Source organism: Amycolatopsis sp. NPDC041971 (genome assembly GCF_055588925.1).
The window spans coordinates 547,337-568,280 of sequence record NZ_JBVJCE010000001.1 but is presented as its reverse complement, the minus strand read 5'-3'; the positions used below and the strand labels follow the sequence as shown (position 1 = coordinate 568,280).

Below are 20,944 nucleotides of genomic sequence, written 5' to 3'. Positions count from 1 at the left end.
ACCACTCACCTCCTATGGGCTCGCGGCCACGGACTGTCCGTGGCAGGAGGGTTTGTCCAGGTAAGCGTACCTGGCGGCGTTGTACCGGTCCCGAAGGGGCGTCAGGAGACGCGGCGCAGGACCCAGGTGCGGACCAGCGCAGCGGTCACGCCGGCGAGCACGAGCACCGCGAGCAGCATCGGCAGCTGGACGTCGCCACCGGGCAGGCCGTCGGTCGCGAGCGCCTCGGCGTTGCCCGCGTTGCGGACGTCGGGACCCTGTCCGGCCTGGCCGTCGGTGCCGTACTGCGGGGCACCCTCGCCGGGAAGCGGGCTGTTGGCCGGGTAACGCACGCCCGGCGCCACCGCGACACCCGGCTGCGCGACCGGCAGGCCGCCGTAGTCGCGCGGCGGGGCGTAGCCGGTGCCGTTGCCGTTGCCGCCGCTGGGCAGCAGGTTCGTGCCCGCCGGGGCGCCGTTGGTGCCGCCGCCGTTGCCGCCCTGCTGCGGGGCGATGGTGCCCGGCGCCGGCAGGGTGGGGGCGACGTAGTTCGTCGCGACCGTGGTCAGACCGCAGCTGCCGGTGACCTTGTGCGCGATGGAGTCGAGGGTCTTCTCCGGGTTGAGCCCGAGGCCCCAGGACTTGGTGTTCTTGACCGCCTGCCGCACGGCCGCGCCGATCGTCTTGCCCTCGACCGCGCCGCCCGCGGCGTTCGGGACCGTGCCGACGCTGATGGTGTTGACCTTGGCGATGTCGTTCGCGGCGACGTCGTAGAGGGCCAGCGTGCCCGCTTCCCTCGCCCCGGCGCGCACCAGTTCCTTGACCGAGGTGCCGGTGATCGCGACGGTGTCGCCGATGCCGCCGTTGACGGTGCCGCTGCACGCGTTCGCCAGCGTAGTGGCCGCCGCCGAGGCGGTGCCCGCCGTCAGGAGCGCGCCACCGGTGACCATGGTCGCGAGTGCGGTGACGGTGAGCGCCTTGCGGGTGGTCTGCCAGATGGTGTTCTTCCGCACGAGCGCGATCCTCCGGGTCAGTGGGGGCGTGTGGCAGTGCAGGGGGATTCACTGCAACGGGGATAACGAGGGAGTGACCAGAAAGATACTAGGCGGTAGGACTAACTTGAAGCGGCCATTCGGCGTAGGACCCAGGTGCGGACGAGGCCGGCGCTGACTCCGGAGAGTGCCAGAACGGCGATCAGCAGCGGCAGTTTCCCGTCCTGAGTGAATCCGTCGCTCACGTTCGGTAATGCTTCGGCCTGTCCCGCGGCCTGGACGTCCGGATTCCCGTTCTCGTTTTCGGTCGTGACGCCGAACTGCGGCGCGTAACCCGGGATCTGGCCGCCGTACCGGAGGCCGGGCGACGGGCTGAAGAGACCGGCCGTCGCCATCGGGATGGAGCTGTAATCGCGCATCGGGGCGTAGCCCGTGTTGACGCCCCACGGCAGGCCGCCGAAGTTCGGGGTGAAGGTGCCGGGCAGCAACGGGCTGTTCACCGCCGGGATGCCGCCGGTCGGAGTGCCGCCCGGCGCCGGAGCACCGGGTCCGCCCGTCTGCGGGCCGCCGCTGCCGGGTGTTCCGGGGGCGGGTTTCCCTGGCTGGGGCTGGGTTCCGGGGGCGGGCTTGCCGCCGCCGGTCAGTGCGTCGTGGGTGCCGGTGACGGCGCCGTTCAGCGCTTCCGCGGCGGGTTCGCCGACGACCGGGACCGGCGCGACGACGGCGTTCACCACGGTCACCGTCACCTTGCAGACCGTGCCGAGCAGCGCGTTGATCGTGCCTGTGAGCACCCCGGAGACCGGGCCCGCCTGGCCGAGGTTGAGGGGAATGCCGAGCAGCGGCGTCTTGCCGAGAATCGTGTCACCGGGCTTCGCGGTCACCGATCCGCCGCAGGGCGCGGTCTTGGTCTCGGCGGCGGCGGCCGTGCCGGGCATGGCGAGGGCGGCCGAGCCCGCGAGAATGAAGGCCGACGCACCCAGGGCGGTCGCCCTCCGTGTCCGTTCGCGCATGCCTTCGACTCCTCCCTCATCGGGGTCACCTACCGGCACAACGACACTAAGGGAGACGAGTAACGCCCGCTCACTCGAAGGAGTCAGGCATTCGAGTGGAAGCGGGCGTCACCGAGGGTGAGAATCAGGCGGGCTTACCCCGCAGCCAAGCACGGACCAGGGCCGCGGCGACGACGGCCAGCGCCAGCACCGCGAGCAGCAGCGGCAGCTTGGCCGGGGCGGCAGGCGCCTGCACGGCCTGCGCGCTGCCGGTGTCCTTCTCGTCGACGGTGGGCGGCGGCACCTCGCCGGGGACGATCTCGGTGATCACCGGCGCCTGGACGAAGCTGCCGGGGAGCAGCGCCGCGTTGCTGAGCACGCCGGCGATCGAGTCGCCACCGATGCCGGTGGAGGAACCCGGACCGGTCTGGATCGGGAGTTCGCTGTCCGGGCCGCCGGGCTGACCCGGCCCCGGCCCCGGTCCCGGCCCCGGCTTCGGGGGTTCCGGCGTCGGGGGTTGGGGTTCCGGCTTGGGTGGTTCCGGGTTCGGCGGTTCGGGCTTGGGCGGTTCGGGGATTTCCGGGATCGGCAGCTCGTCGGCGACACCTTGCGTCAGGTTGCCGACGGCGTTCACCGCGCCCTGCGCGGGCTTGCAGACACCCTGCGCGACGAGGTCGCCGACCGCGTTGTCGGTCAGGCCGGTCGTCTTGACCAAGTCACCGACGGGCAGTGAAAGCAGCGGCTTCCGGCCCTCGGCTGTCTTGGCCTTCGAGGCCAGGCCGACCGTCAGTGTCTCGGGCGAACCGAGCGGTGCCGCCGCGTCGAGAACGAGGCCGTTGCCGGACTTTCCGTTCTGCAGCGTCGCATCGCATTCGCCGGACAGGGTCGGATGCGGTTCCTCGGTGGCCGTCGCGGTCATCGGGAACGCGAGTCCGGCCGTGACCGAAAGCGCGAATCCCCAAGCCGTGATCCGCCCGGCAGTCTTCCCCATCGAGTTCGTCCTCCGCCCCTCAAGACCCAACGCGATTTAACGGAACGCGCTCACGCTACCCCACGAGCGTGACCGACCGGGGTGCGCCGGGAGGAATCACCCGGGGGTAATTCCGCCTTCCTCCCCACCACCGCCCTCAACGGAGGAGCTTCGCTCCGCGTAGATTCCTCCAACATGAAAATCGGTGCTCATGTCCGCGACGACGAACCGCTGACCGCGGTCGCCGAGCGCGAAGCCGAAGTCCTCCAGTTCTTCCTTTCCGATCCGCAGGGCTGGAAGGCTCCCAAACCCCACCCGCACGGCGAAGCGATCAAGGAATCGCCGGTCGAGGTGTTCATCCACTCGCCTTATCTGATCAATGTGGCGTCGATGAACAATCGCATCCGCATCCCGTCGCGGAAGAACGTCACCCAGCACGCGAACGGCGCCGCCGAAATCGGCGCGAAAGGGCTCGTCGTGCACGGCGGCCACGTCGGTTCGGGCGAAGACGTCGAAGAAGGCCTTGTCAACTGGCGCAAGCTTTTCGAGCGTGAACAGGAAAAGGGCGGCTTCGCCGTGCCGATCCTGATCGAGAACACCGCGGGCGGCGACAACGCGATGACCCGCGACCTCGACACGATCGCCCGGCTGTGGGACAAGGTCGGCGAATTCGGCGCGGGTTTCTGTTTCGACACCTGTCACGCGTACGCGGCGGGCTGGGACTTGACTGAGGCGGTCAAGAAGGTCAAGGCCATCACCGGCCGGATCGACCTGGTGCACCTCAACAACTCGCGTGACGAGTTCGGTTCCACCCGGGACCGGCACGCGAACGTCGTCGGTGGCGACGGCACGATCGATCCCGAGGTGCTGGCCGCCGTCGCGGCCGAGGCGGGCGCGCCCGTGATCGTCGAGACCCCGGCCGACGGTCAGGCCGCGGACATCGCCTACGTACGGGAGCGCGTCGCCTCCGCCTGACCCCCACTACCGCATTCAGTCCTCTGGATGCGTGCGGTGGTACTCAGGCGGGAGGTCGTTCCCTCCCCGGCGGGAGGGCCGGGCCCGCCGATCGCGAAAGGCTCGACCTCGACCGGGAAACACCCGGTGCCGAAGGGGAAGCCATGAACATCAAGTCGAAGATCGCCGCGGTCGCCGTGCTCGCCGTCGCCGCGGGAACGCTGGGGGCGACGCAGGCGAACGCGGCGCCGGGGCCGGGAGCGACCGTCGTCGGATCGGCGGGCGGACCGCTGACGTTCCCCGGTTACGAGGGTGAGCCGGTCCGATTCGATTTCGCCGCTTTCGGGGAACCGGGGAAATCGTCGGGCCGGTTCCGCGTCAATCACCTGGCCAAGGACGGGAAGCTCGTCGCCGATTTCGACGGCAAGGTCGACTGCGTCTCACGTGACGGCGACCTCGCCGTCTTGACCGGCGTGATCGAACGCGCCGACATCCCCGGGTTCCCGGTGAACCTGGTCGGCCGCCGCGTCGGCTTCTCGGTACGGGACGTGCCGCGCGGCCACGACCGGATCGGCTGGAGCTGGGCGTACGGCTCGTTCGAACAGGACGTCCTGCCCTGCACCGGGCCGGTGCCGTTCTTCGAAACGAGCACGGGCGGCTACCTCGTGCGCTGAATCGGCTTGACCCTCACGCCACGGGAGGGTCGAACCTGGGTCGCATGAAGAATCGGACCGGGTACCGGGCGGAGGACGGCGAGCACGTCGGCTACGTCGTCCCCGCGCCGGAAACCCGTTGGCAGGCACTGACCGTTTTCGGCTACCCGCTCGGCGGGCCCGCCGCTTTCGACGACTCCGTCGCGTTGCTGGAGGCCCAGGGGCCGGCCGTGCTCGCCGAGCGCTGGTCGGTCAAACGCGGCGAGGACTGGTTCGCCTGCCGCCTGGTCGAAACGTCGCCCGAGGCCGTCGTCGTGCGAATCGACGACTTCGGGGCCGAGGACTTCGGCGCGTACGTCAGGCTGGAACGTCCTGGGCCTGACGTGTTGAAGCGCGTTTGACAGTGCGCGTATCGGGAGCGCCGTCGAGGAAACCGCCGATCGGATCGTCGTCCCCGGCGGCGCGGACCGGGTCTCTGCGCGGCTGGTAGATCTCCCGGATCACCAGCGCGCAGAGGCCGACCACCGCGAGGTCGCGGACGACGACGGCGCCGAGGAACCAGTCTTCGGGCAGTCCTTTGTTGTCGACGCCGAGGTAGTACATCATCCGCGGCGCCCAGACGAGCGCGTCGAGGATCATCCAGCCGAGCAGCAGCCGCCAGCGCGGGATCGCGAGCACCGCCAGCGGCACCAGCCACAGCGAGTACTGCGGGCTCCACACCTTGTTGGTCAGCAGGAACGCGGCCACCACGAGGAACGCGAGCTGGCCGAGCCGCGGACGGCGCGGCGCCTTCAGCGCGACGTACCCGATGCCGGCGCAGGCGGCGGCGAACAGCACCGCGACGACGGCGTTGAGCACGACCGGTGTCTGGCCCGCGGTGAGTTTCCCGTCGAAACCGGCCCAGCCGGAGAGGTGGGAGATCACGTTGTAGAGCGAGTCCGGGTCCATCGGGCGCATCGTGTTGAGGCGGAAGAACTCCCACCAGCCGGTCGGCGCGGCGAGCGCGAACGGGACGTTGACCACCACGAACGTCGCGACGGCGAGCCCGGCGGCCAGCGCCCACTGTCTGACCTTGCCCGCGCGCAGGCACAGGAAGAACAGCGGGATGAGCAGGAAAAGCGGGTACAGCTTCGCCGCCGCGCCGAGGCCGAGCAGGAAGCCCGCGACCTCGGGCCGTCGCCGGGCCCAGGCGAGCAGCGCGGTCGCGGTGAAGGCGGTCGCGATGGCGTCGAAGTTGGTGAAGACGTGTACCAGCACCAGCGGCGAGATCGCGACCAGTGCGGCGTCCCACGGACGGCGTTTCAGCGATCGGCCGGTCGCCCACACCGTGACGAGCCACGCCAGCGCGAGCCAGAGCGCCGAGATGTCGAAGTAGACGGCCACCGGGAGCGCGCCGGGTAGCCAGCCCGATTCCGCGACCGAAAGCCAGGCCTCGGTGAGCTTCGCGTTGATCCACTGGAACAGCCCGGTCGCGACCGGGTACTCCATGTACCGCGTGGTCTCCTTCGCCGTCCCCGCGTCTTCGGTCCACGAAGTCACGTACGGGAAGGTGTCCGGATCGTTCAGCCGCTCGGAACTGTAGAGCGGGATGATGTCCGAGTAACACATCGCGACGAACGGGCGGCCTGCCCGCCAGTCGAGCTGATGGGTCCCGGAATCATCGGTGTACTGCTGGATGCAGGACGCCTTGCCGAACCACGAGAGCAGCAGCGCGAGACAGGCCAGCAGCAGCCCGACCCGCTGCGGCGACCAGAACCAGTGCCGTCCCACGGCCGCGTGCTCGCCGAGCGGGCCGCCGATCGGCCGGGTGGCCGCGGCCACGAGCGGTTCGTTCCAGCTCGGGATGACCCGCTCGCCGGGGGTGAGGGAGAGCGGAGCCTCGGGCTGGGTCGTCTGGTCGGACACCTGGCGGATGTTAGCGCCTGTCCGGGTGACCGCCCGGTGATGTCGCCGCTCGGCGGCTTCGGGCCTGCCTGTGCCGAGGCAGGTGACTCGTGTGTCGTCCGTCTGATCACGCGAAAACGCCGTCGCCGCTGTCGTAGAACCCGCCCAGCACCTCGGCGGCCGCGCCGAACGCGACGACGTCGTCGCCCATCTCGTCGAGATCGACCTGGATTCGTTGCCAGTGCGGCAACGGCAGGAGTTCCCGCAGTCGCGCGGCGACCGTGTCGCGGTACAACTCGGGTTCCGCGCGGATCGAACGTCCGGTCAGCACGATCCGTTCGAGGTCGAGCACCTGGACGAGGTCGGCGAGCCCGATCCCCAGCAGTTCCGCCGCTTCCTCCGTGGTCGCCGCCGCGTTGTGCAGCACTTCGACGCAGCCGCGGCGGCCGCACGCGCAGGGTGGTCCGTCGAAGGCGAGCGTGGTGTGCCCGAACTCGCCCGCGTTGGTCCGCGGCCCGCGGTACAGCCTGCCGTCGATCAGCAGGCCGACGCCGATCCCGGTGCCGACGAGCACGACGGCGGTCGCGGTCTGGTCGCCGCCGGTCCACTGCTGGGCGAAGGCGGCGGCGTTGGTGTTCTTGTCGAGCCGCACGGGCAATCCGGTGCGCTTCGCGAGCAGGTCGCGCAGGGGGACGTGGTGCCAGCCCGGCATGTTCGTGGCGTCGCGGACCACTCCTTCGCGGTGGTCGAGCGGGCCGACGGAGCCGACGCCGAGGCCGAGGACGCGTTCACGCTCGACACCGTCGAGCAGCGCTTCGGTCGCTTCGCCCAGGGCGGAAACTGCCTGGTCGGGGGTGAATCCGGGTGACAGTGGCCCGCCGCGCGACGCGACGATCTTCCCGGTCAGGTCGGTCCTGAGCACTCGGAACGAGTCCCGGTCGAGCTGGGCGCCGAGCGCGTACCGGGCGTCCGCTCGGACGCGCAGCAGTGTGCGCGGTTTGCCGACCCCGGACGCGGGCTGGCGTTCTTCCTCCAGCAGGCCGGCTTCGAGCAGTTCGGGGACGATCTTCGAGACGGCCTGCTGCGTGAGCCGGGTGCGTTCGGCGAGTTCGACCCGGCTGAGGCCACCCGCGCGCAGAATGTGCGTGAGCAGCAGCGCCCGGTTGTGCTGGCGCAGGCCGCGCAGATTGACCCCGGTCTCCGGCATAGCGCGCATCCTGCCATGACTGGCCGATTACGCAACAGTGTTGTTTAATGGCCTCATGGCTGACTTGCGAGTGGGGATCTTCGGATACGGCACCGGCGGGCGCGTCTTCCACGCCCCGTTGGTCAACGCGACACCGGGGCTGACCCCGGCCGCCATCGTCACCTCGAACCCGGACAGGGTGGCGCAGGCAGGCGCCGATCATCCGGACGCCGACGTGCTGCCGGACGCGGACGCGTTGTTCGCGAAGGCCGGCGAGCTGGACCTGGTCGTCGTCAGCACGCCGAACCGCACGCACGTCCCGCTCGCGCTTTGGGCGATCGAGGCAGGACTGCCCGTCGTCGTCGACAAGCCCTTCGCGCCGACAGCGGCCGAGGCTGCGAAGGTCGTCGAAGCGGCGAAGGCCAAGGGCGTCGGCCTCACGGTGTTCCAGAACCGGCGGTTCGACTCGGACTTCCTCACCATCCGGAAGGTCCTCGACGCGGGCCGCCTCGGCGACGTCTTCCGCTTCGAGTCGCGCTACGACCGCTGGGTGCCGAAGCCGCGGGAAAACTGGCGCGAGCTCGGCGATCCCGCCGAGGCGGGTGGGCTGCTTTACGACCTCGGCGCGCATATCGTCGACCAGGCACTGCACCTGTTCGGCCCGGTCGCCGAGGTCTACGCGGAGGTCGACAAGCGCCGTGCCGGGGTGTCGGTCGACGACGACGTCTTCGTCGCCGTCCAGCACACCAACGGCGTGCGCTCGCACCTGTGGGCGTCCGCGCTCGCGGGGACCCGGAACCCGCGATTCCGCGTGCTCGGCGACAAGGCGACCTTCACCAAGTACGGCCTCGACGTCCAGGAACCGCAGATCAAGGACGGGCTGCGCCCGGGCGACCCCGGCTGGGGCGTCGAACCGTCGTCGGACGCCGGCGTGCTCGGTGTGAACGACGACGTCGAAACCGTGCCCACCGAGGTCGGCCGCTACGAGGACTTCTACGCGCAGGTGCGTGACGCGCTGCTCGGCAAGGGTGCTTTCCCGGTCGATCCCGCCTCCGCCGTCGAGGCGCTCCGGGTCATCGAAGCCGCTCACCTTTCCGGTGCCGAACGGCGCGTCGTCACCCTCTAGGCTCTCGCAAGTACATGAAGGCCCCCTTCGTTGCGTCTAGCGCAAGGAAGGGGGCCTTCATGTACTTCGGCTATTCGTTGTCGCCTCTGCCGCCCCCGCGGCCGGGACCGTTGTTGCCGCCTTCTTCGCCGCCGTTGTTCTCACTGGACGGAGGTGGGTTCCGCGAGCTGGGCGGCTGTTCTTCCTCGTTCCGCGAAGACGAAGGCGCGGTCGACGGTCCGGTCGACGGCGTGCCGGTCTCGGTCGAACCCTCGTCCTCGCCCGGCGGGGTCTGCGTCGACGGGACGGTGTTGTTGTCGTCCCCGCCGATGATCTTGACCTTGCCGAAGCGCTCTCCCGGTTTCCCGTTCAGGTACAGGGAGATGAACTTCTGCCAGATCGGCCCGGCGATCGTCGAACCGAAGATCGCCTTGCCGTTCTTGCCCTTCAGCGGCTTGTCACCGTCGCCGCCGACCCACACCGCGGCCGAGATCGACGGCGTGTAGCCGACCATCCAGGTCTGCGAGTTGGAGTCCTTCGCCGACGCGGGCTCGCCGGGCCGGTAGGTGTGCTGCTGGGTTCCCGTCTTGCCCGCGCACTCATGGCCGTTGGGGCACTTGAGCTTCGAGAACGGGATGACACCCTTGAGCGATTCGGTGACGTTACCGGCGATCTGCTTGCTCTTGTCGGCGTCGCCGGAGAAGGCGGGCTTCGCCTCTTCCGGAGCGGAGTACGCGGCTTCGTCCTGCGAGTTGGTCACCTTGGCGACGAAGTGCCTGGTCCGCCGCTGGCCATCGCCCGCGAAGGTCGCGTACGCGGCGGCCATGTCCTCCGGGCTGACGGCCGTCTTGCCACCACCGAGCGCGATGTTGTTGTCGGCGAACAGTTCGGAGGCGCCCTCGGGGGCGGGTTTGATCCCGGCGTCCTTGGCGGCCTGTGCCACCGGCGCTGGCTTGGTCACGTTCACGACCATGTCGTAGAACACCGTGTTCGCGGAGCGCTGCATTGCTTCGGACACCGTGCACTGCGCCGAACACGAGCTGCCGGGACCGGCGTTCCGGATCGTCTGTTTCCCGAACTGCCGGTTGTTGGAGCCGTCGAACGTCGAGTTGATGCCGCCCTTGCCCAGCTGCAGGTACGCGGTGAGGTCGAACGGCTTCATCGACGATCCGGGGTTCTGCGGCGTATTCGCCCAGTCGCGGCCCTTTTGGTCTTTGCCGTCGGGCCCCTTCACGATGGACGGGCCACCGTAGTACGCCTTCACCCCGCCGGTCTTGGGGTCGATCGCGACGAGCGCGTTGAGCAGGTTCTCGTCGGTCTGGCCCTTCATCCCTTCGGCCACCGCCTGCTCGGCCGCGGCCTGCGCCTTCGGGTCGATGGTCGTGTAGACCTTGTAGCCGCGCCGGTAGTAGACGTCGGCGGTGATGCCGTTCGCGGCGAGCTCGTCCTTGACCTTGTCGCGGATGAACGGGTTGACCACGCCGGCCTGCTCCTTGTCGGCCTGCGGCACCGGCGTCGGGAACTGCAGGTTCGCGCGGTCCGCGGCGGAGAGGAAACCGTTCTGCACCATGCGGTTCAGCGCCACGTTCCAGCGTTCGTTCGCGACCTTCTCGTTCTCCGAACGGCCCGGCTGCTGGATGAGGCCCGCGAGCAGCGCCGCCTCGGACGCGTTCAGCTCACCGGCGGGCTTGGCGAAGAACGCCTGCGCGGCCGATTCGATCCCGTACGCGCCACGACCGAAGTAGATGATGTTCAGATACGCCGAGATGATGTCCTTCTTATCGTACGTCTGGTTCATTTTGAAGGATTTGGCGAGCTCGGCCCATTTACGGGCGAGCGACGATTCGTCGTCCCCGCTGGCGACCTTGATGTACTGCTGGGAAATGGTCGAACCACCGCCCTTGCCCGCGGTCACCTGGTTGTAGACCGCGCGCAGGATGCCGCCGACGTCGAAGCCCGAGTTCGTCTCGAAGGAGGCGTCCTCGGTGGCGATGACGGCCTTCTTGACGATGTCCGGGATCTGCTCCGGCGTCAGGATCTGCCGGTTGCCGCCCTTGGGGACGTCCTTGCCCATCTCGGTGTTGTCGGCGTAGTAGTACGTCACCGCCTGGCCCTGCGTGGCCGCGATGGCCTGCGGCGACGGGACGTCGACGGCGAAGTAGGTGATCACGAACGCGATCGCCGGGATGACGACGAACAGGCCGAACAGCGCGAGCAGCACTCGCCGGATGCGTCTCCACCGGCGCTTCTTGCGCTGCGCCGGGGTGAGGATCGGCTTCCCGTTCTCGTCGGTCTCCGGGGCGTACTGCTCGTCCTCGTACGGCTCTTCATAGCCACGACCGCCATGATCGACGGTGCCGTTGTGCTCGTGATGGGTGATGAGGTCCGGCTCGTGCTGCGGCGCGACCGGTGGCCGCTGCGAACGCCGCGGCGGCGGTGGGGGCGGCTGCTGCTGAGGCCCGCCCTGCCGTTGCCACGGTGCCTGCCCTGGGCCCTGCCGACCGGGTCCCTGCTGCTGCCCGTATCCCGGAGGCGGTCCGGCGGGGCGGCGGGGCGGTCCGGCCGGGCGTTGCGGACGACGTGCGGGGTCAGGGTCCTGACCTGGCCATCCGCCGTGGGGATCGTCGTTCACTGGACGTCCTCCGAACCTTCCGTGGGTGAGCGCGGTCCTGCGGTCGCAGGTCTCCTTGTAGTCAAGACGTATGGGATCGGTTCAGGTTCACCGGCGCGAAGAAAAAAGGTGTGCCGGGCGACCGCCCGGCACACCTTCGTTCATGCGTTCCACCCGGTCATCACGGGTCTTCGGCGTTCGGGAACAGCGGATCCGTAGTCCCCGGCCCCGGCCTCGTCGGTTTGGTGGGCTTGGTCGGCTTCGTCGGCCAGCCACCGGTTTCCGTCGTCTCCGTCGGCGTGGTGGGCGTCGTCGTCGGAGTCGGGGTGGTCGTGGGCGTCTCGGGCGGCGTCGACGTCTCCGGCGGCTTTTGGGCCGTCGTGCGCGGCACGTAGCGCGCGTCCTTGCCGATCGGTCTGACGCTCTCGAACTTCTCCGACGGCTTGCCGGTCATGTACCGGGACATGAAGTCTTCCCAGATCGGACCGGCGATCGTCCGGCCGTAGATCGGCTTGCCGCTTTTGTCGTGCAGCGGCTTGTTGCCGTCGCCGCCGACCCACACCGAGGTCGAGATGCTCGGCGTGTAGCCCACCATCCAGGTCTGCGCGTTGCGGTCGCGGTAACTCGCCGGGTCGGTTTCCTTGAAGTCGTACTGCTGCGTCCCGGTCTTGCCCGCGCACTCGTGACCCTTCGGGCATTTGAGCCTCGAGTACGGGATGACCTCTTCGAGCGCGTCGGTGACGTTGCCGGCGATCTGCTTGCTCTTGTCGGCGTCGTCACTGAAGGCGGGTGCTCCCTTGGGAGCCGTTTCGTCGAACTCGACCTCGTCCTCGGAGTTGGTCAGCTTCGCGACGAAGTGCTGCTTCTGCCGGACACCTTCACCGGCGAACGTGGCGAAACCGGCCGCCATGTCCTCCGCGGTGGTGACCGTGCCACCACCGCCGAGCGCGATGTTGATGTCGGGGCTCAACTTCGCCTTGCCACCGTCGGCCTCCACCATCACGCCGGCTTCCTTCGCGGCCTTCGCCACCGGGTCGACCTTCGTCTCATTGCGGACCATGTCGTAGAACACGGTGTTCGCGGAGACCTTCATCGCCTCGGCGACCGTGCACTGGGTGCCGCAGTTGGAGCTCTCGCCCGCGTTCCGGATCGTGCGACCGTCGAACTTGCGGTTGTTGGAGCCGTCGAAGGTCTCGCCGAGCCCCTTGCCCATCTTGAGGAACGCGGTCAGGTCGAAGGCCTTGAACGCCGATCCGGGGTTGTGCGGCACGTTCGCCCAGTCGATGGCCTGGACGTCCTGGCCCTGCGCGTTCTTCGTCCAGTCCGGGCCACCCCAGTACGCGACCACGCCGCCGGTCTTGGGGTCTATCGCGACCAGCGCGTTCAGGATGTTCTCGTCCGTCTGGCCCTTCATCCCCTCGGCGACGGACTCCTCGGCCATCTTCTGCGCCTTGGGGTCGATCGTCGTGGTGACCTTGAAGCCACCCTGATGCAGGCGGTCCTGGTCGTAGCCGCGGGCTTCGAGTTCGTCGATCACGCGGTTGCGGATGTGCAGGCTCAGCGTCCCGGCGTCGTCGGCCTTCGCCTGCGCTTTCGGGATCGGCTTCGGGAACTGCGCGGCGGCGCGTTCACCCGGGTCGAGCCACTTGTTCGCCACCATCTGGTCCATCACGAAGTTCCAGCGTCGCTGCGCGTACGCGTCGTTCTCGGACTTGCTCGGGCCCTGGATCAGGCCACCGAGCAGAGCGGCCTCGGTGGAGGTGAGCTCTTTCGCGGGCTTCTTGAAGTAGGCCTGGGCGGCCGCTTCGATGCCGTTCGCGCCGCGGCCGAAGTAGATGGTGTTGAGGTAGGCGGTGATGATCTCCTCTTTGGACATCTGGTTGTTCATCTTGAAGGATTTGGCCAGCTCGGTCCATTTACGGGTGAGCGTCGGCGCCTCGTTGGCGGTGGCCTTCTTGATGTACTGCTGGGAGATCGTCGAACCGCCGCCCTGGCCGCCGGTGACGTTGTTGTAGACCGCGCGCAGGATGCCGCCGACGTCGAAGCCGGAGTTGGTTTCGAACGACGAGTCCTCGGCGGCGTACACGGCCTTCTTGACCGAATCCGGGATATCGCCGGGCTTCAGCAGGTACCGGCTGCCGCCGCTGGCGGGCGCGATCTTGCCCATCGGGCTGCCGTCGGCGTACATCAACGTGATCGGCTGGCTCTGCAGGCTCGCGACGCTTTCCTGCGTCGGGACGTCCACCAGGAAGTAGGTGATGACGAAGGCGATCGCGGGCACCACGACGAACAGGCCGAACATCGCGTAGAGGACGCGGCGGATGATCCGCCAGCGTCGCTTCTTGCGCTGCTTCGGCGTGAGGACCTTCTTGTCGTCCTCTTCGTCTTCGGCGGGCGCCCCGTCGTCCACGTCGTAGGGGTCATCGCCCTCGGCGCCGAGGGCGGCGCTTTCGTGACGATCGTCATACGGGTCTTCGGTGCCGTTGTGCGCGTGATGCGTGATGAGGTCCGGCTCACGCTCGTACTGCTCGGGTTCGACCGGCCGGACCAGCGCGGTCGGCTGATCGGCGGGAGCCGGGGGACGGCGGTTGCCGGGCGGAGGCGGCGGCGGGCGGTGGCCGGCCGCGCCCTGAGGGGAATGCCGGTCACCGGCGGGGCCTCCGGCAGGCACCGGCGGCGGGGGTCCCTGCCTGCGCGGGGGCATGCCGTTGGGGCGGCGCGGGGCCGCGGGACGGCGCGGTTCGCCCGCGTCGTTGTCGGACGGCCACTCGGGCCCGCCGCCGTCACCACCCGGCCACCGCGGTTTCGGCGGGTTCGGCTGATTCGCTGAGCGTGGCGGGGTCGAGCGGGGAGTGCCGTTGGGAGGTGTCCGGCGCTGGGGACGGCGCTGGGGTTCTTCGCTCGGCCAGCCGGGTTCGTCGGCTTCGCCCGGCCATTGGGCACGGCGAGGTGCATCAGGCTCCTGGCCTGGCCAGGAGCGGTTGCGGTCGTCGTTCACGAATGGGCCTCCCAGACCGGCGCTTCGGGGAACGCCGCTCTGTGCTCAACTGCGTTTTCGATACCTGTCACCGACCCGCTGTCCTCTGCGACCGGGTCCGTGGCCGGGTGGTTCCCGGATCTCCTGTTCCGAGGACGTAGGAGCGCACCAGGTGGTTCCAGTGACAGCTCCCGCAGACCTCGACCTCGTAGACGGTGAACTCCGCGAAGAGCCCATCCATCCGCATCAGTTCTTCGGGCGTCTTGGCCGATCCGGCGGCGTGCTTGAGCTCGTCGCCGTACACCCAGGACACCAGGGTCAGTTCCTCCCGATGACAGACCGGGCAGTCCTGCTCACCTGGTCGTCCGTGGAATTTCGCGGCCCGCAGGAGGTACGGGCCCGCGTCGCAGACGTCGTATGTGCCGACCCGTCCGGAGTGGACGCCCTTCAGCAGCGAGCGCCGCTGTAAGGCGTAGTCCACGACCTGCCGCTGGTTTCGCACGTCAACAGAGTACGGGCTCTTGCTGTGTGGTCCACGCCCTGTTGTCGGCGGGACGGTCCGTGCGCGCTCGGACACGCCGAAGATTAGATAACTCTCCGATGAATTTCGGCCGGATTTCCGGCTACCCGATCGGGGTTAGCTACGCCACTTCGATGTATCGGCGCGATATAGTGGGCCGGTAGGTTGACCGAGCCGGTCTCGGTGGCCAACGCGACCGGTCGCGGTTTGTTCCCGGAAGGGGGTGCGGTGTGCTCGAGCTCGCGATCTTGGGGCTGTTGCACGAGACCCCCATGCACGGTTACGTGCTGCGCAAACGTTTGCATGAGACGCTCGGGATGTTCCGGACGTTCTCGTACGGCTCGCTGTATCCGACCTTGCGTCGGCTGCTCCGCGCCGGTTACCTCGTCGAGGAACTCGAAGAGGTGGAAGACCGGGCATGGGCACGCCGGGGCAAGCGCGTGTACAAGCTCACCGCCGAGGGCAAGGAACGGTTCGCCGAACTGCTCGGTGACGCCGGGCCGCAGACGTGGGACGACGAGGGCTTCGGCGTCCACCTGGCGTTCTTTTCGAGGACACCGGCCGACGTCAGGATGCGAATCCTGGAAGGCCGTCGTCGTCGGGTCGAGGAACGCCGAGAAGGGCTTCGGACGGCAATGGCGCGTGCCGAGGAGAAGATCGACCGCTACACCCGTGAACTGCACCGGCTCGGGCTGGAGTCCAGTGAGCGGGAGGTGCGCTGGCTCAACGAGCTCATCGCGCACGAACAGGCCGAGCAGCGTGGACCGGAGACCTGAGGCGCTCTGGAGTGCTCGCTGCGCACTACCTACAACTGTTGAACTAATGAAGGAGAAACCGGCATGGGCGAGAACCGCCGCGTTCGGGTGGCCATCGTGGGCGTCGGCAACTGCGCGGCCTCGCTGGTCCAGGGCGTTCAGTACTACCGCGACGCGGATGCCGGCACGCGCGTGCCCGGTCTGATGCATGTCGCGTTCGGCGAGTACCACGTCCGCGACATCGAGTTCGTCGCCGCGTTCGACGTGGACGCCAAGAAGGTCAGCCGCGACCTGTCCGAGGCGATCTTCGCCAGCGAGAACAACACCATCAAGATCGCCGACGTGCCGCCGCTGGGCGTCACCGTGCAGCGCGGCCACACCTACGACGGACTCGGCCGCTTCTATCGCGAGACCATCGAGGAGTCCGACGAGACCCCGGTCGACATCGTCGCGGCACTGCGCGAGGCCGAGGTCGACGTGCTCGTCTCGTACCTGCCGGTGGGTTCCGAAGAGGCCGACAAGTTCTACGCACAGGCGTGCATCGACGCCGGTGTGGCGTTCGTCAACGCGCTGCCGGTGTTCATCGCCTCCGACCCCGAGTGGGCGGAGAAGTTCCGCGCGGCCGGTGTCCCGATCGTCGGCGACGACATCAAGTCCCAGGTCGGCGCCACCATCACCCACCGTGTGCTGGCGAAGCTGTTCGAAGACCGCGGCGTCCAGCTCGACCGGACGATGCAGCTCAACGTGGGCGGGAACATGGACTTCCTGAACATGAAGGAGCTGGAGCGGCTCGAGTCGAAGAAGATCTCGAAGACCCAGTCGGTCACGTCGCAGGTCGACCGCGAACTCGGCAAGGGCAACGTCCACATCGGGCCGTCCGACTACGTGCAGTGGCTCGACGACCGCAAGTGGGCCTACGTCCGGCTCGAGGGCCGCGCCTTCGGCGACGTGCCGCTGAACCTGGAGTACAAGCTCGAGGTGTGGGACTCGCCGAACTCGGCGGGCATCATCATCGACGCCGTGCGCGCCGCGAAGATCGCGAAGGACCGCGGCATCGGCGGCCCCATCCTGTCGGCTTCCTCGTACTTCATGAAGTCGCCGCCGGAGCAGTACGACGACGCCACCGCCCGCGACGAGGTGGAGAAGTTCATCGCCGGCGAGGCGTGACCCTCCAGTAGCGCGCCATGAACGGTCCGTTACTTGCAAATTTCGCAAGGAACGGACCGTTCCTTGCATCGGAAGGCAGGGTCACGCGACCGGCGACCGACCCCGCCTTCAGGCCTTCGCGTCCTGAAGGGCCGCCGGCAGGTCCGTGATCGACCCGACCACCGTCGTCTCCGCCAGCACCGCCGGATCCGGCGGAAAGTGCGGATTCGGCACCGCGTACACCGTCATCCCCGCGGCCAGCGCCGCGCGAAGCCCGTTCGTCGTGTCCTCCACGGCCGCGCAGTTCTTCGGCTCGACGCCCAGTAGCTCGGCCGCCCTCAGGTACACGTCGGGCGCCGGTTTCCCGGTGCCACTTTGATGACATACCTGGGCACATGGCTCTCCGACTTCCCCCAAAGATGACCTTGCCCGACTCGCTGCTCGACCGCCTGTTCGCCCTGGCGAAGCGCGACGGCAAACCGAGTTTCATGTACGCGCGGATCTCCATGGACCGAGTCGGCGCGGGTATGGGCGTAGTCCGCCAGCTTGAAGACCAATGCGACCTGTTCGAGCGTCTCGGGCTGAGACTCGCCGGCGTCTACGCCGATAACGACATCTCGGCCTACTCGGGCAAGAAGCGTCCGGACTACCTCCAGATGCTTGATGACGTCGCGCAGCAGCGCGGTACAGCGGTGACGGCTTGGCACACTGACCGGCTTCACCGATCCCCCGTCGAACTTGAGCACTACATCGCGGTGTGTGAGCCGGTCGGGTGCATGACGTACACAGTCAAGGCGGGACATCTCGACCTGTCGACACCCGCAGGGCGAATGGTGGCGCGTCAGCTTGGCGCCGTTGCCCGCTTTGAGAGCGAACACAAGGCGGATCGCATCCGTGCTGCGATGCACCAGAACGCCATGAACGGCCAGTACAACGGCGGGTTGCGGCCGTTCGGCTTCGAGCCGGACGGCGAGACCGTCCGCTATGAAGAAGCGGCCGAGATCATCTCGGGGACCGAGACCGTGCTCGCGGGCGGCAGCGTTCGCGGCCTCGTCATGGATGCGAACAGGCGGGGCGTCTTGACCTCGCAAGGCAACAAATGGGATACCCCTGGTTATCGGGACATGCTTCTACGACCCCGGAACGCCGGTCTCTCGGTCTACCGCGGTGAGATCGTCGGTAAAGCCGTCTGGGCGCCCATCGTGCCCGTGGACACCTGGTACGCGCTCCGTGCGCTGCTTACGGACCCCAGACGGCTCACGAACGCCGGAAACAACCGTGTGAAGTGGCTCGGTACTGGCCTCTACATCTGTGGCGTGTGTGAGTGGCCAGGAATGAAGATCGGGCGTGGTGCGCGCTCCGACTACCGCGGGTATAAGTGCGGCAGCCCACACCCGAAGAACGGGACCCGGCACGTCGTCCGGCACGCTGAGTCGCTCGACAACTTCGTCGAGAGGCTGCTCGTCGCCCGTCTCTCACAGCCGGATGCACGCGACCTCCTTGTCGCGAGCGATCGAGCACAAGAGGTCGATACGGTCGCAATGCACAACGAGGCGAACGTGCTGCGCCAGCGACTCGACGAGCTCTCGGCGATGTTCGCCGAGGGCGCGATCACCGGGGCGCAGTTGCGTACCGGCACGCGCAAATCGCGTGATCGGCTTGAGGCAATCGAGCGTGACATCATCGCCGCGGCGCAGGTCGACCCGCTCGCCGGTGTTGCCGGCGCGCCGAACGTCGCCGACGTCTGGTTCGGCACCAAGCCGGACCGGTCCGACGGGCTCAGCATCGGTCGGCGCCGAGCCATCCTCGACACGATGGTCTCGGTGACCGTGCTCAAGAGCCCGCCTGGTCGTCACGCGAAAGGCTTGTACTTCTCGCCCGAGACGGTGCGGACCGAATGGAAAGAGCGCGCCGCGGCGTGACACCTCGCGTGTGATCGTCGATGTATGACGAGCAGCACGCAGACGGCGGAGCGCGCCGAGGTCGACGAGCACATCGACCGGCTTGTCGCCGAGGCGCCTCCGCTTAGCTCCGAGCAACGCGACCGGCTCGCCGTCCTCCTGAACCCGACTCGGTCAGCTAGCTCACACTGCGGCGCCGAAGGTCCGCCGTAGCATCTACCCACGTGGCTACGGAACCCAACGGGTATGAGCTGACGCGCTGGAAGATCCACGGCGAGCGCCTCGTCGACGACACACGGCGAGACTGCGTGAGCATCGCCTCGGTGGAACTGCCCGACGGCGTGAAGTTCGAGCAATGGGTGTTCCGCATTCGCCCGGCCGCGATGATGGCCGTTCTCGACGATCAAGACCGGGTGCTCATGCTGTGGCGGCACCGTTTCATCATCGACCGGTGGGTGTGGGAGCTGCCCGGCGGCTACGTCAACCCGGACGAAGATCCCGCATTGACCGCCGCGCGCGAGGTCGAGGAAGAGACCGGCTGGCGCCCGCTCGACGTCGAGCCGCTCGGATTGCTGCAACCCATCGTCGGCAGCGCGGACGCCGAGAACCGGCTGTACGTGGCTCGACGATCCGAGTACATCGGTGAGCCCGCGGATATCAACGAGGCCGAGCGGGTCGCTTGGATTCCCCTCGACACAGTCCGAGACCGGATCTTGAAGGGCGAGATTGTCGGTGCGGCATCTCAGGTCGCCCTACTGCACATCCTCGCCTTCTACCGTTGAGCACTACGCCGGCGTAGGAACGCCTACGGCCTTCATCTGTGCGTAGACGGCCACGACTCGGCGGTCGGTCTGGTGCGGAGCAAGACGCCGGCCGACGTCAGCGAGATAGGCGCCACCTCTGATCGACCGAACGTTCTCGCTCATCCGCACTGCTTTCGCCGCCTCGGCACACGCTTCCTCAACGCGGCCTTGGCCGGCCAGGATGGACGAGAGAAGTGCGGTGTTGAACAACCGGCCGCGGTCGTACCCGTCGCTCATGGTGAGCGACCGACGGGCGAACTGCTCAGCTTCCGCGAGGTGGCCGAGGTCGCGGAAGGTATGCGCGAACTTGGCCGACAAGTAGGCGTTGTCGAAGTAGCTCAGCCAAGCCGGCCCGGAATTAGGCACGAACCGCTCGAAAGCCCGTTCGGCCTCACCGAGCGCCGCGAAGCACGCCCCGGTGTTGCCCTTGAGTGCCTGGCCGTGAGCTTCCAACACGGCCGCCTCGGCTTGCAACGCGACCAGGCCGGAACGCTTCGCCGTTCGCCTAGACGCGAGCGCCATGTCGACCGCGACGTCGCGGGACCGGTTGAACGCCGCGTGGTGCGACATGGCGGCGAGCATCTCGGCCTCGAGCGCATCGTCGCCGGCGTCCTGCGACAGCTTCAACGCGTCGCGCAAGTGCCGTTGCCCGTCCGCTGCGTTACCGACGTCGTAAGCGCTCCACCCCGCGACCTGGTGCAGCTCAGCGGCGGCGGCGAACAGTTCGTTTCGAGCGGCTGTCGTCCTGCTGGTGTCGTTCAGCATCGGCGTCACGCTTGAGGTCAAGTAGCTGGTGATCGTGGTCGTTCCGCGGCTGTGTCCGCCACCGAACCGGTTGTCGAGCTGGCGGAACGTCTCCGTCATATGACGGACGATCTCGGCGTCGGTGCTTCTGGGCTTGGCCGATGCGGACGCGGCCGCCGGAGCCGAGCCGAGCAGGGACGCGCCAATCGCTGTGACACCTACGCTTGCGGTCTTGAAGAACTGTCGCCGTTGCACGTCACCGAGGCTAACCGCGACTGTCGGCTCGGCCGATTCTTCGGGCGTATGGGAAACGCTGAACCAGAGCAGCGAGCGCGGCACGTGTAGAGCCCTTGCCCACCGCTCGAGCTTGTGCAGATCGCTCGGAGGTTTGGCGTCGGGAGCCTCGAGGCGGCTCACCTGCGCTTGCGTGAGACCGAGCCACAGGCCGAGCGCGGCTTGTGAGACGCGGGGCTTGTGTTCTTGGCGGTAGGCCGCGAAGAACCAGCCGAAGTGACGCGCCTTGAGCGCGGTGCGGATGCTGTCCGCTTCCCAGAACGGTTCGGGCTGGGGTTGCGCCACGTGGGAGATGAGCCGACGAGTACAGGAGCCGCAGTAGTCGCTTACGCGGTCGCGAGCCAGTCGTGCGCTGCACGCTTCACAGGTTCGCGCTGCTCTCCGCACCGTGGTCACCCCTCGTTCATCGTCCACCGCGCAGTGTATGGGACTGACCACGCTATGTCGCGGATTCCATACGGATGATGTATGGAATCCGGCG

Annotated in this window: 18 protein-coding genes and 1 pseudogene; 9 read left to right on the top strand and 10 right to left on the bottom strand. The window is 68.1% G+C overall.

Annotation, left to right across the window (positions count from 1 at the left end; all coding sequences use genetic code 11):
• Nucleotides 1-101 precede the first annotated feature (101 nt).
• The 3 genes from ACZ6DT_RS02905 to ACZ6DT_RS02895 form a co-directional block, all read right to left on the bottom strand.
• Nucleotides 102-992, bottom strand: coding sequence for a hypothetical protein (locus ACZ6DT_RS02905; RefSeq protein WP_465587683.1), 891 nt, complete (start codon nt 990-992; stop codon nt 102-104).
• 101 nt (nt 993-1,093) lie between these two features.
• Nucleotides 1,094-1,981, bottom strand: a complete 888-nt coding sequence (locus tag ACZ6DT_RS02900; protein ID WP_465587681.1) for a hypothetical protein — start codon at nt 1,979-1,981, stop codon at nt 1,094-1,096.
• Between the two features lie 124 nt (nt 1,982-2,105).
• Entirely contained in the window at nt 2,106-2,951 is an 846-nt protein-coding gene (locus ACZ6DT_RS02895) for a hypothetical protein (protein ID WP_465587678.1), read from the bottom strand.
• Between the two features lie 174 nt (nt 2,952-3,125).
• On the opposite strand from ACZ6DT_RS02895, the gene ACZ6DT_RS02890 reads away from it, so the two are divergent.
• The 3 genes from ACZ6DT_RS02890 to ACZ6DT_RS02880 all read left to right on the top strand — a co-directional run bounded on the left by ACZ6DT_RS02890 (nt 3,126) and on the right by ACZ6DT_RS02880 (nt 4,938).
• The gene (locus ACZ6DT_RS02890; RefSeq protein ID WP_465587675.1) at nt 3,126-3,905 is read left to right on the top strand and encodes a deoxyribonuclease IV; all 780 of its coding nucleotides are present in this window, start codon (nt 3,126-3,128) and stop codon (nt 3,903-3,905) included.
• A 143-nt stretch (nt 3,906-4,048) separates the two neighbouring features.
• Nucleotides 4,049-4,558: a hypothetical protein gene (locus ACZ6DT_RS02885; RefSeq protein ID WP_465587672.1), complete on the top strand. Its 510-nt coding sequence runs from the start codon at nt 4,049-4,051 to the stop codon at nt 4,556-4,558.
• Nucleotides 4,559-4,602: 44 nt separating this feature from the next.
• A complete protein-coding gene (locus tag ACZ6DT_RS02880) occupies nt 4,603-4,938 on the top strand; it encodes a hypothetical protein (protein WP_465587669.1) in 336 nt (111 codons plus the stop codon).
• Here the strand turns inward: ACZ6DT_RS02880 and ACZ6DT_RS02875 are convergent.
• Both ACZ6DT_RS02875 and ACZ6DT_RS02870 read right to left on the bottom strand, forming a co-directional pair.
• Nucleotides 4,895-6,442 carry a glycosyltransferase family 87 protein gene (locus ACZ6DT_RS02875; protein WP_465587666.1) on the bottom strand — a complete coding sequence of 516 codons (1,548 nt, stop codon included), beginning with the start codon at nt 6,440-6,442 and terminating at the stop codon, nt 4,895-4,897. The two genes, ACZ6DT_RS02880 and ACZ6DT_RS02875, sit on opposite strands and share 44 nt — an antisense overlap.
• 106 nt (nt 6,443-6,548) lie before the next feature.
• Entirely contained in the window at nt 6,549-7,628 is a 1,080-nt protein-coding gene (locus ACZ6DT_RS02870) for an ROK family transcriptional regulator (RefSeq protein ID WP_465587663.1), read from the bottom strand.
• A 55-nt stretch (nt 7,629-7,683) separates the two neighbouring features.
• Between ACZ6DT_RS02870 and ACZ6DT_RS02865 the strand changes: the two genes are divergently transcribed.
• Nucleotides 7,684-8,733: a Gfo/Idh/MocA family oxidoreductase gene (locus ACZ6DT_RS02865; RefSeq protein ID WP_465587660.1), complete on the top strand. Its 1,050-nt coding sequence runs from the start codon at nt 7,684-7,686 to the stop codon at nt 8,731-8,733.
• A 70-nt stretch (nt 8,734-8,803) separates the two neighbouring features.
• Here ACZ6DT_RS02865 and ACZ6DT_RS02860 read toward each other — a convergent pair whose 3' ends face one another.
• The 3 genes from ACZ6DT_RS02860 to ACZ6DT_RS02850 all read right to left on the bottom strand — a co-directional run bounded on the left by ACZ6DT_RS02860 (nt 8,804) and on the right by ACZ6DT_RS02850 (nt 14,802).
• Nucleotides 8,804-11,344: a transglycosylase domain-containing protein gene (locus ACZ6DT_RS02860; protein ID WP_465587658.1), complete on the bottom strand. Its 2,541-nt coding sequence runs from the start codon at nt 11,342-11,344 to the stop codon at nt 8,804-8,806.
• A 160-nt stretch (nt 11,345-11,504) separates the two neighbouring features.
• Nucleotides 11,505-13,874, bottom strand: coding sequence for a transglycosylase domain-containing protein (locus ACZ6DT_RS02855; RefSeq protein WP_465588801.1), 2,370 nt, complete (start codon nt 13,872-13,874; stop codon nt 11,505-11,507).
• Between the two features lie 514 nt (nt 13,875-14,388).
• Entirely contained in the window at nt 14,389-14,802 is a 414-nt protein-coding gene (locus ACZ6DT_RS02850; RefSeq protein WP_465587656.1) for a DUF5318 domain-containing protein, read from the bottom strand.
• Between the two features lie 248 nt (nt 14,803-15,050).
• Here ACZ6DT_RS02850 and ACZ6DT_RS02845 point away from each other — a divergent pair, with 248 nt between their 5' ends.
• Nucleotides 15,051-15,596, top strand: a complete 546-nt coding sequence (locus ACZ6DT_RS02845; protein WP_005168208.1) for a PadR family transcriptional regulator — start codon at nt 15,051-15,053, stop codon at nt 15,594-15,596.
• Nucleotides 15,597-15,659: 63 nt separating this feature from the next.
• A complete protein-coding gene (locus tag ACZ6DT_RS02840; protein ID WP_465587653.1) occupies nt 15,660-16,742 on the top strand; it encodes an inositol-3-phosphate synthase in 1,083 nt (360 codons plus the stop codon).
• A gap of 108 nt (nt 16,743-16,850) precedes the next feature.
• Here the strand turns inward: ACZ6DT_RS02840 and ACZ6DT_RS02835 are convergent.
• Nucleotides 16,851-17,099, bottom strand: a pseudogene (locus ACZ6DT_RS02835) (HAD family hydrolase); the annotation flags it as partial.
• Between the two features lie 41 nt (nt 17,100-17,140).
• On the opposite strand from ACZ6DT_RS02835, the gene ACZ6DT_RS02830 reads away from it, so the two are divergent.
• From ACZ6DT_RS02830 to ACZ6DT_RS02820, 3 genes are all read left to right on the top strand, one after another.
• Entirely contained in the window at nt 17,141-18,643 is a 1,503-nt protein-coding gene (locus tag ACZ6DT_RS02830) for a recombinase family protein (protein WP_465587650.1), read from the top strand.
• Nucleotides 18,644-18,667: 24 nt separating this feature from the next.
• The gene (locus ACZ6DT_RS02825; RefSeq protein WP_465587647.1) at nt 18,668-18,835 is read left to right on the top strand and encodes a hypothetical protein; all 168 of its coding nucleotides are present in this window, start codon (nt 18,668-18,670) and stop codon (nt 18,833-18,835) included.
• A 110-nt stretch (nt 18,836-18,945) separates the two neighbouring features.
• The gene (locus tag ACZ6DT_RS02820) at nt 18,946-19,404 is read left to right on the top strand and encodes an NUDIX hydrolase (RefSeq protein WP_465587644.1); all 459 of its coding nucleotides are present in this window, start codon (nt 18,946-18,948) and stop codon (nt 19,402-19,404) included.
• Nucleotides 19,405-19,407: 3 nt separating this feature from the next.
• On the opposite strand, the gene ACZ6DT_RS02815 is transcribed toward ACZ6DT_RS02820, so the two are convergent.
• Complete coding sequence (locus tag ACZ6DT_RS02815; RefSeq protein ID WP_465587642.1) at nt 19,408-20,748, bottom strand: XRE family transcriptional regulator; 1,341 nt, start codon at nt 20,746-20,748, stop codon at nt 19,408-19,410.
• Between the last annotated feature and the right edge of the window lie 196 nt (nt 20,749-20,944).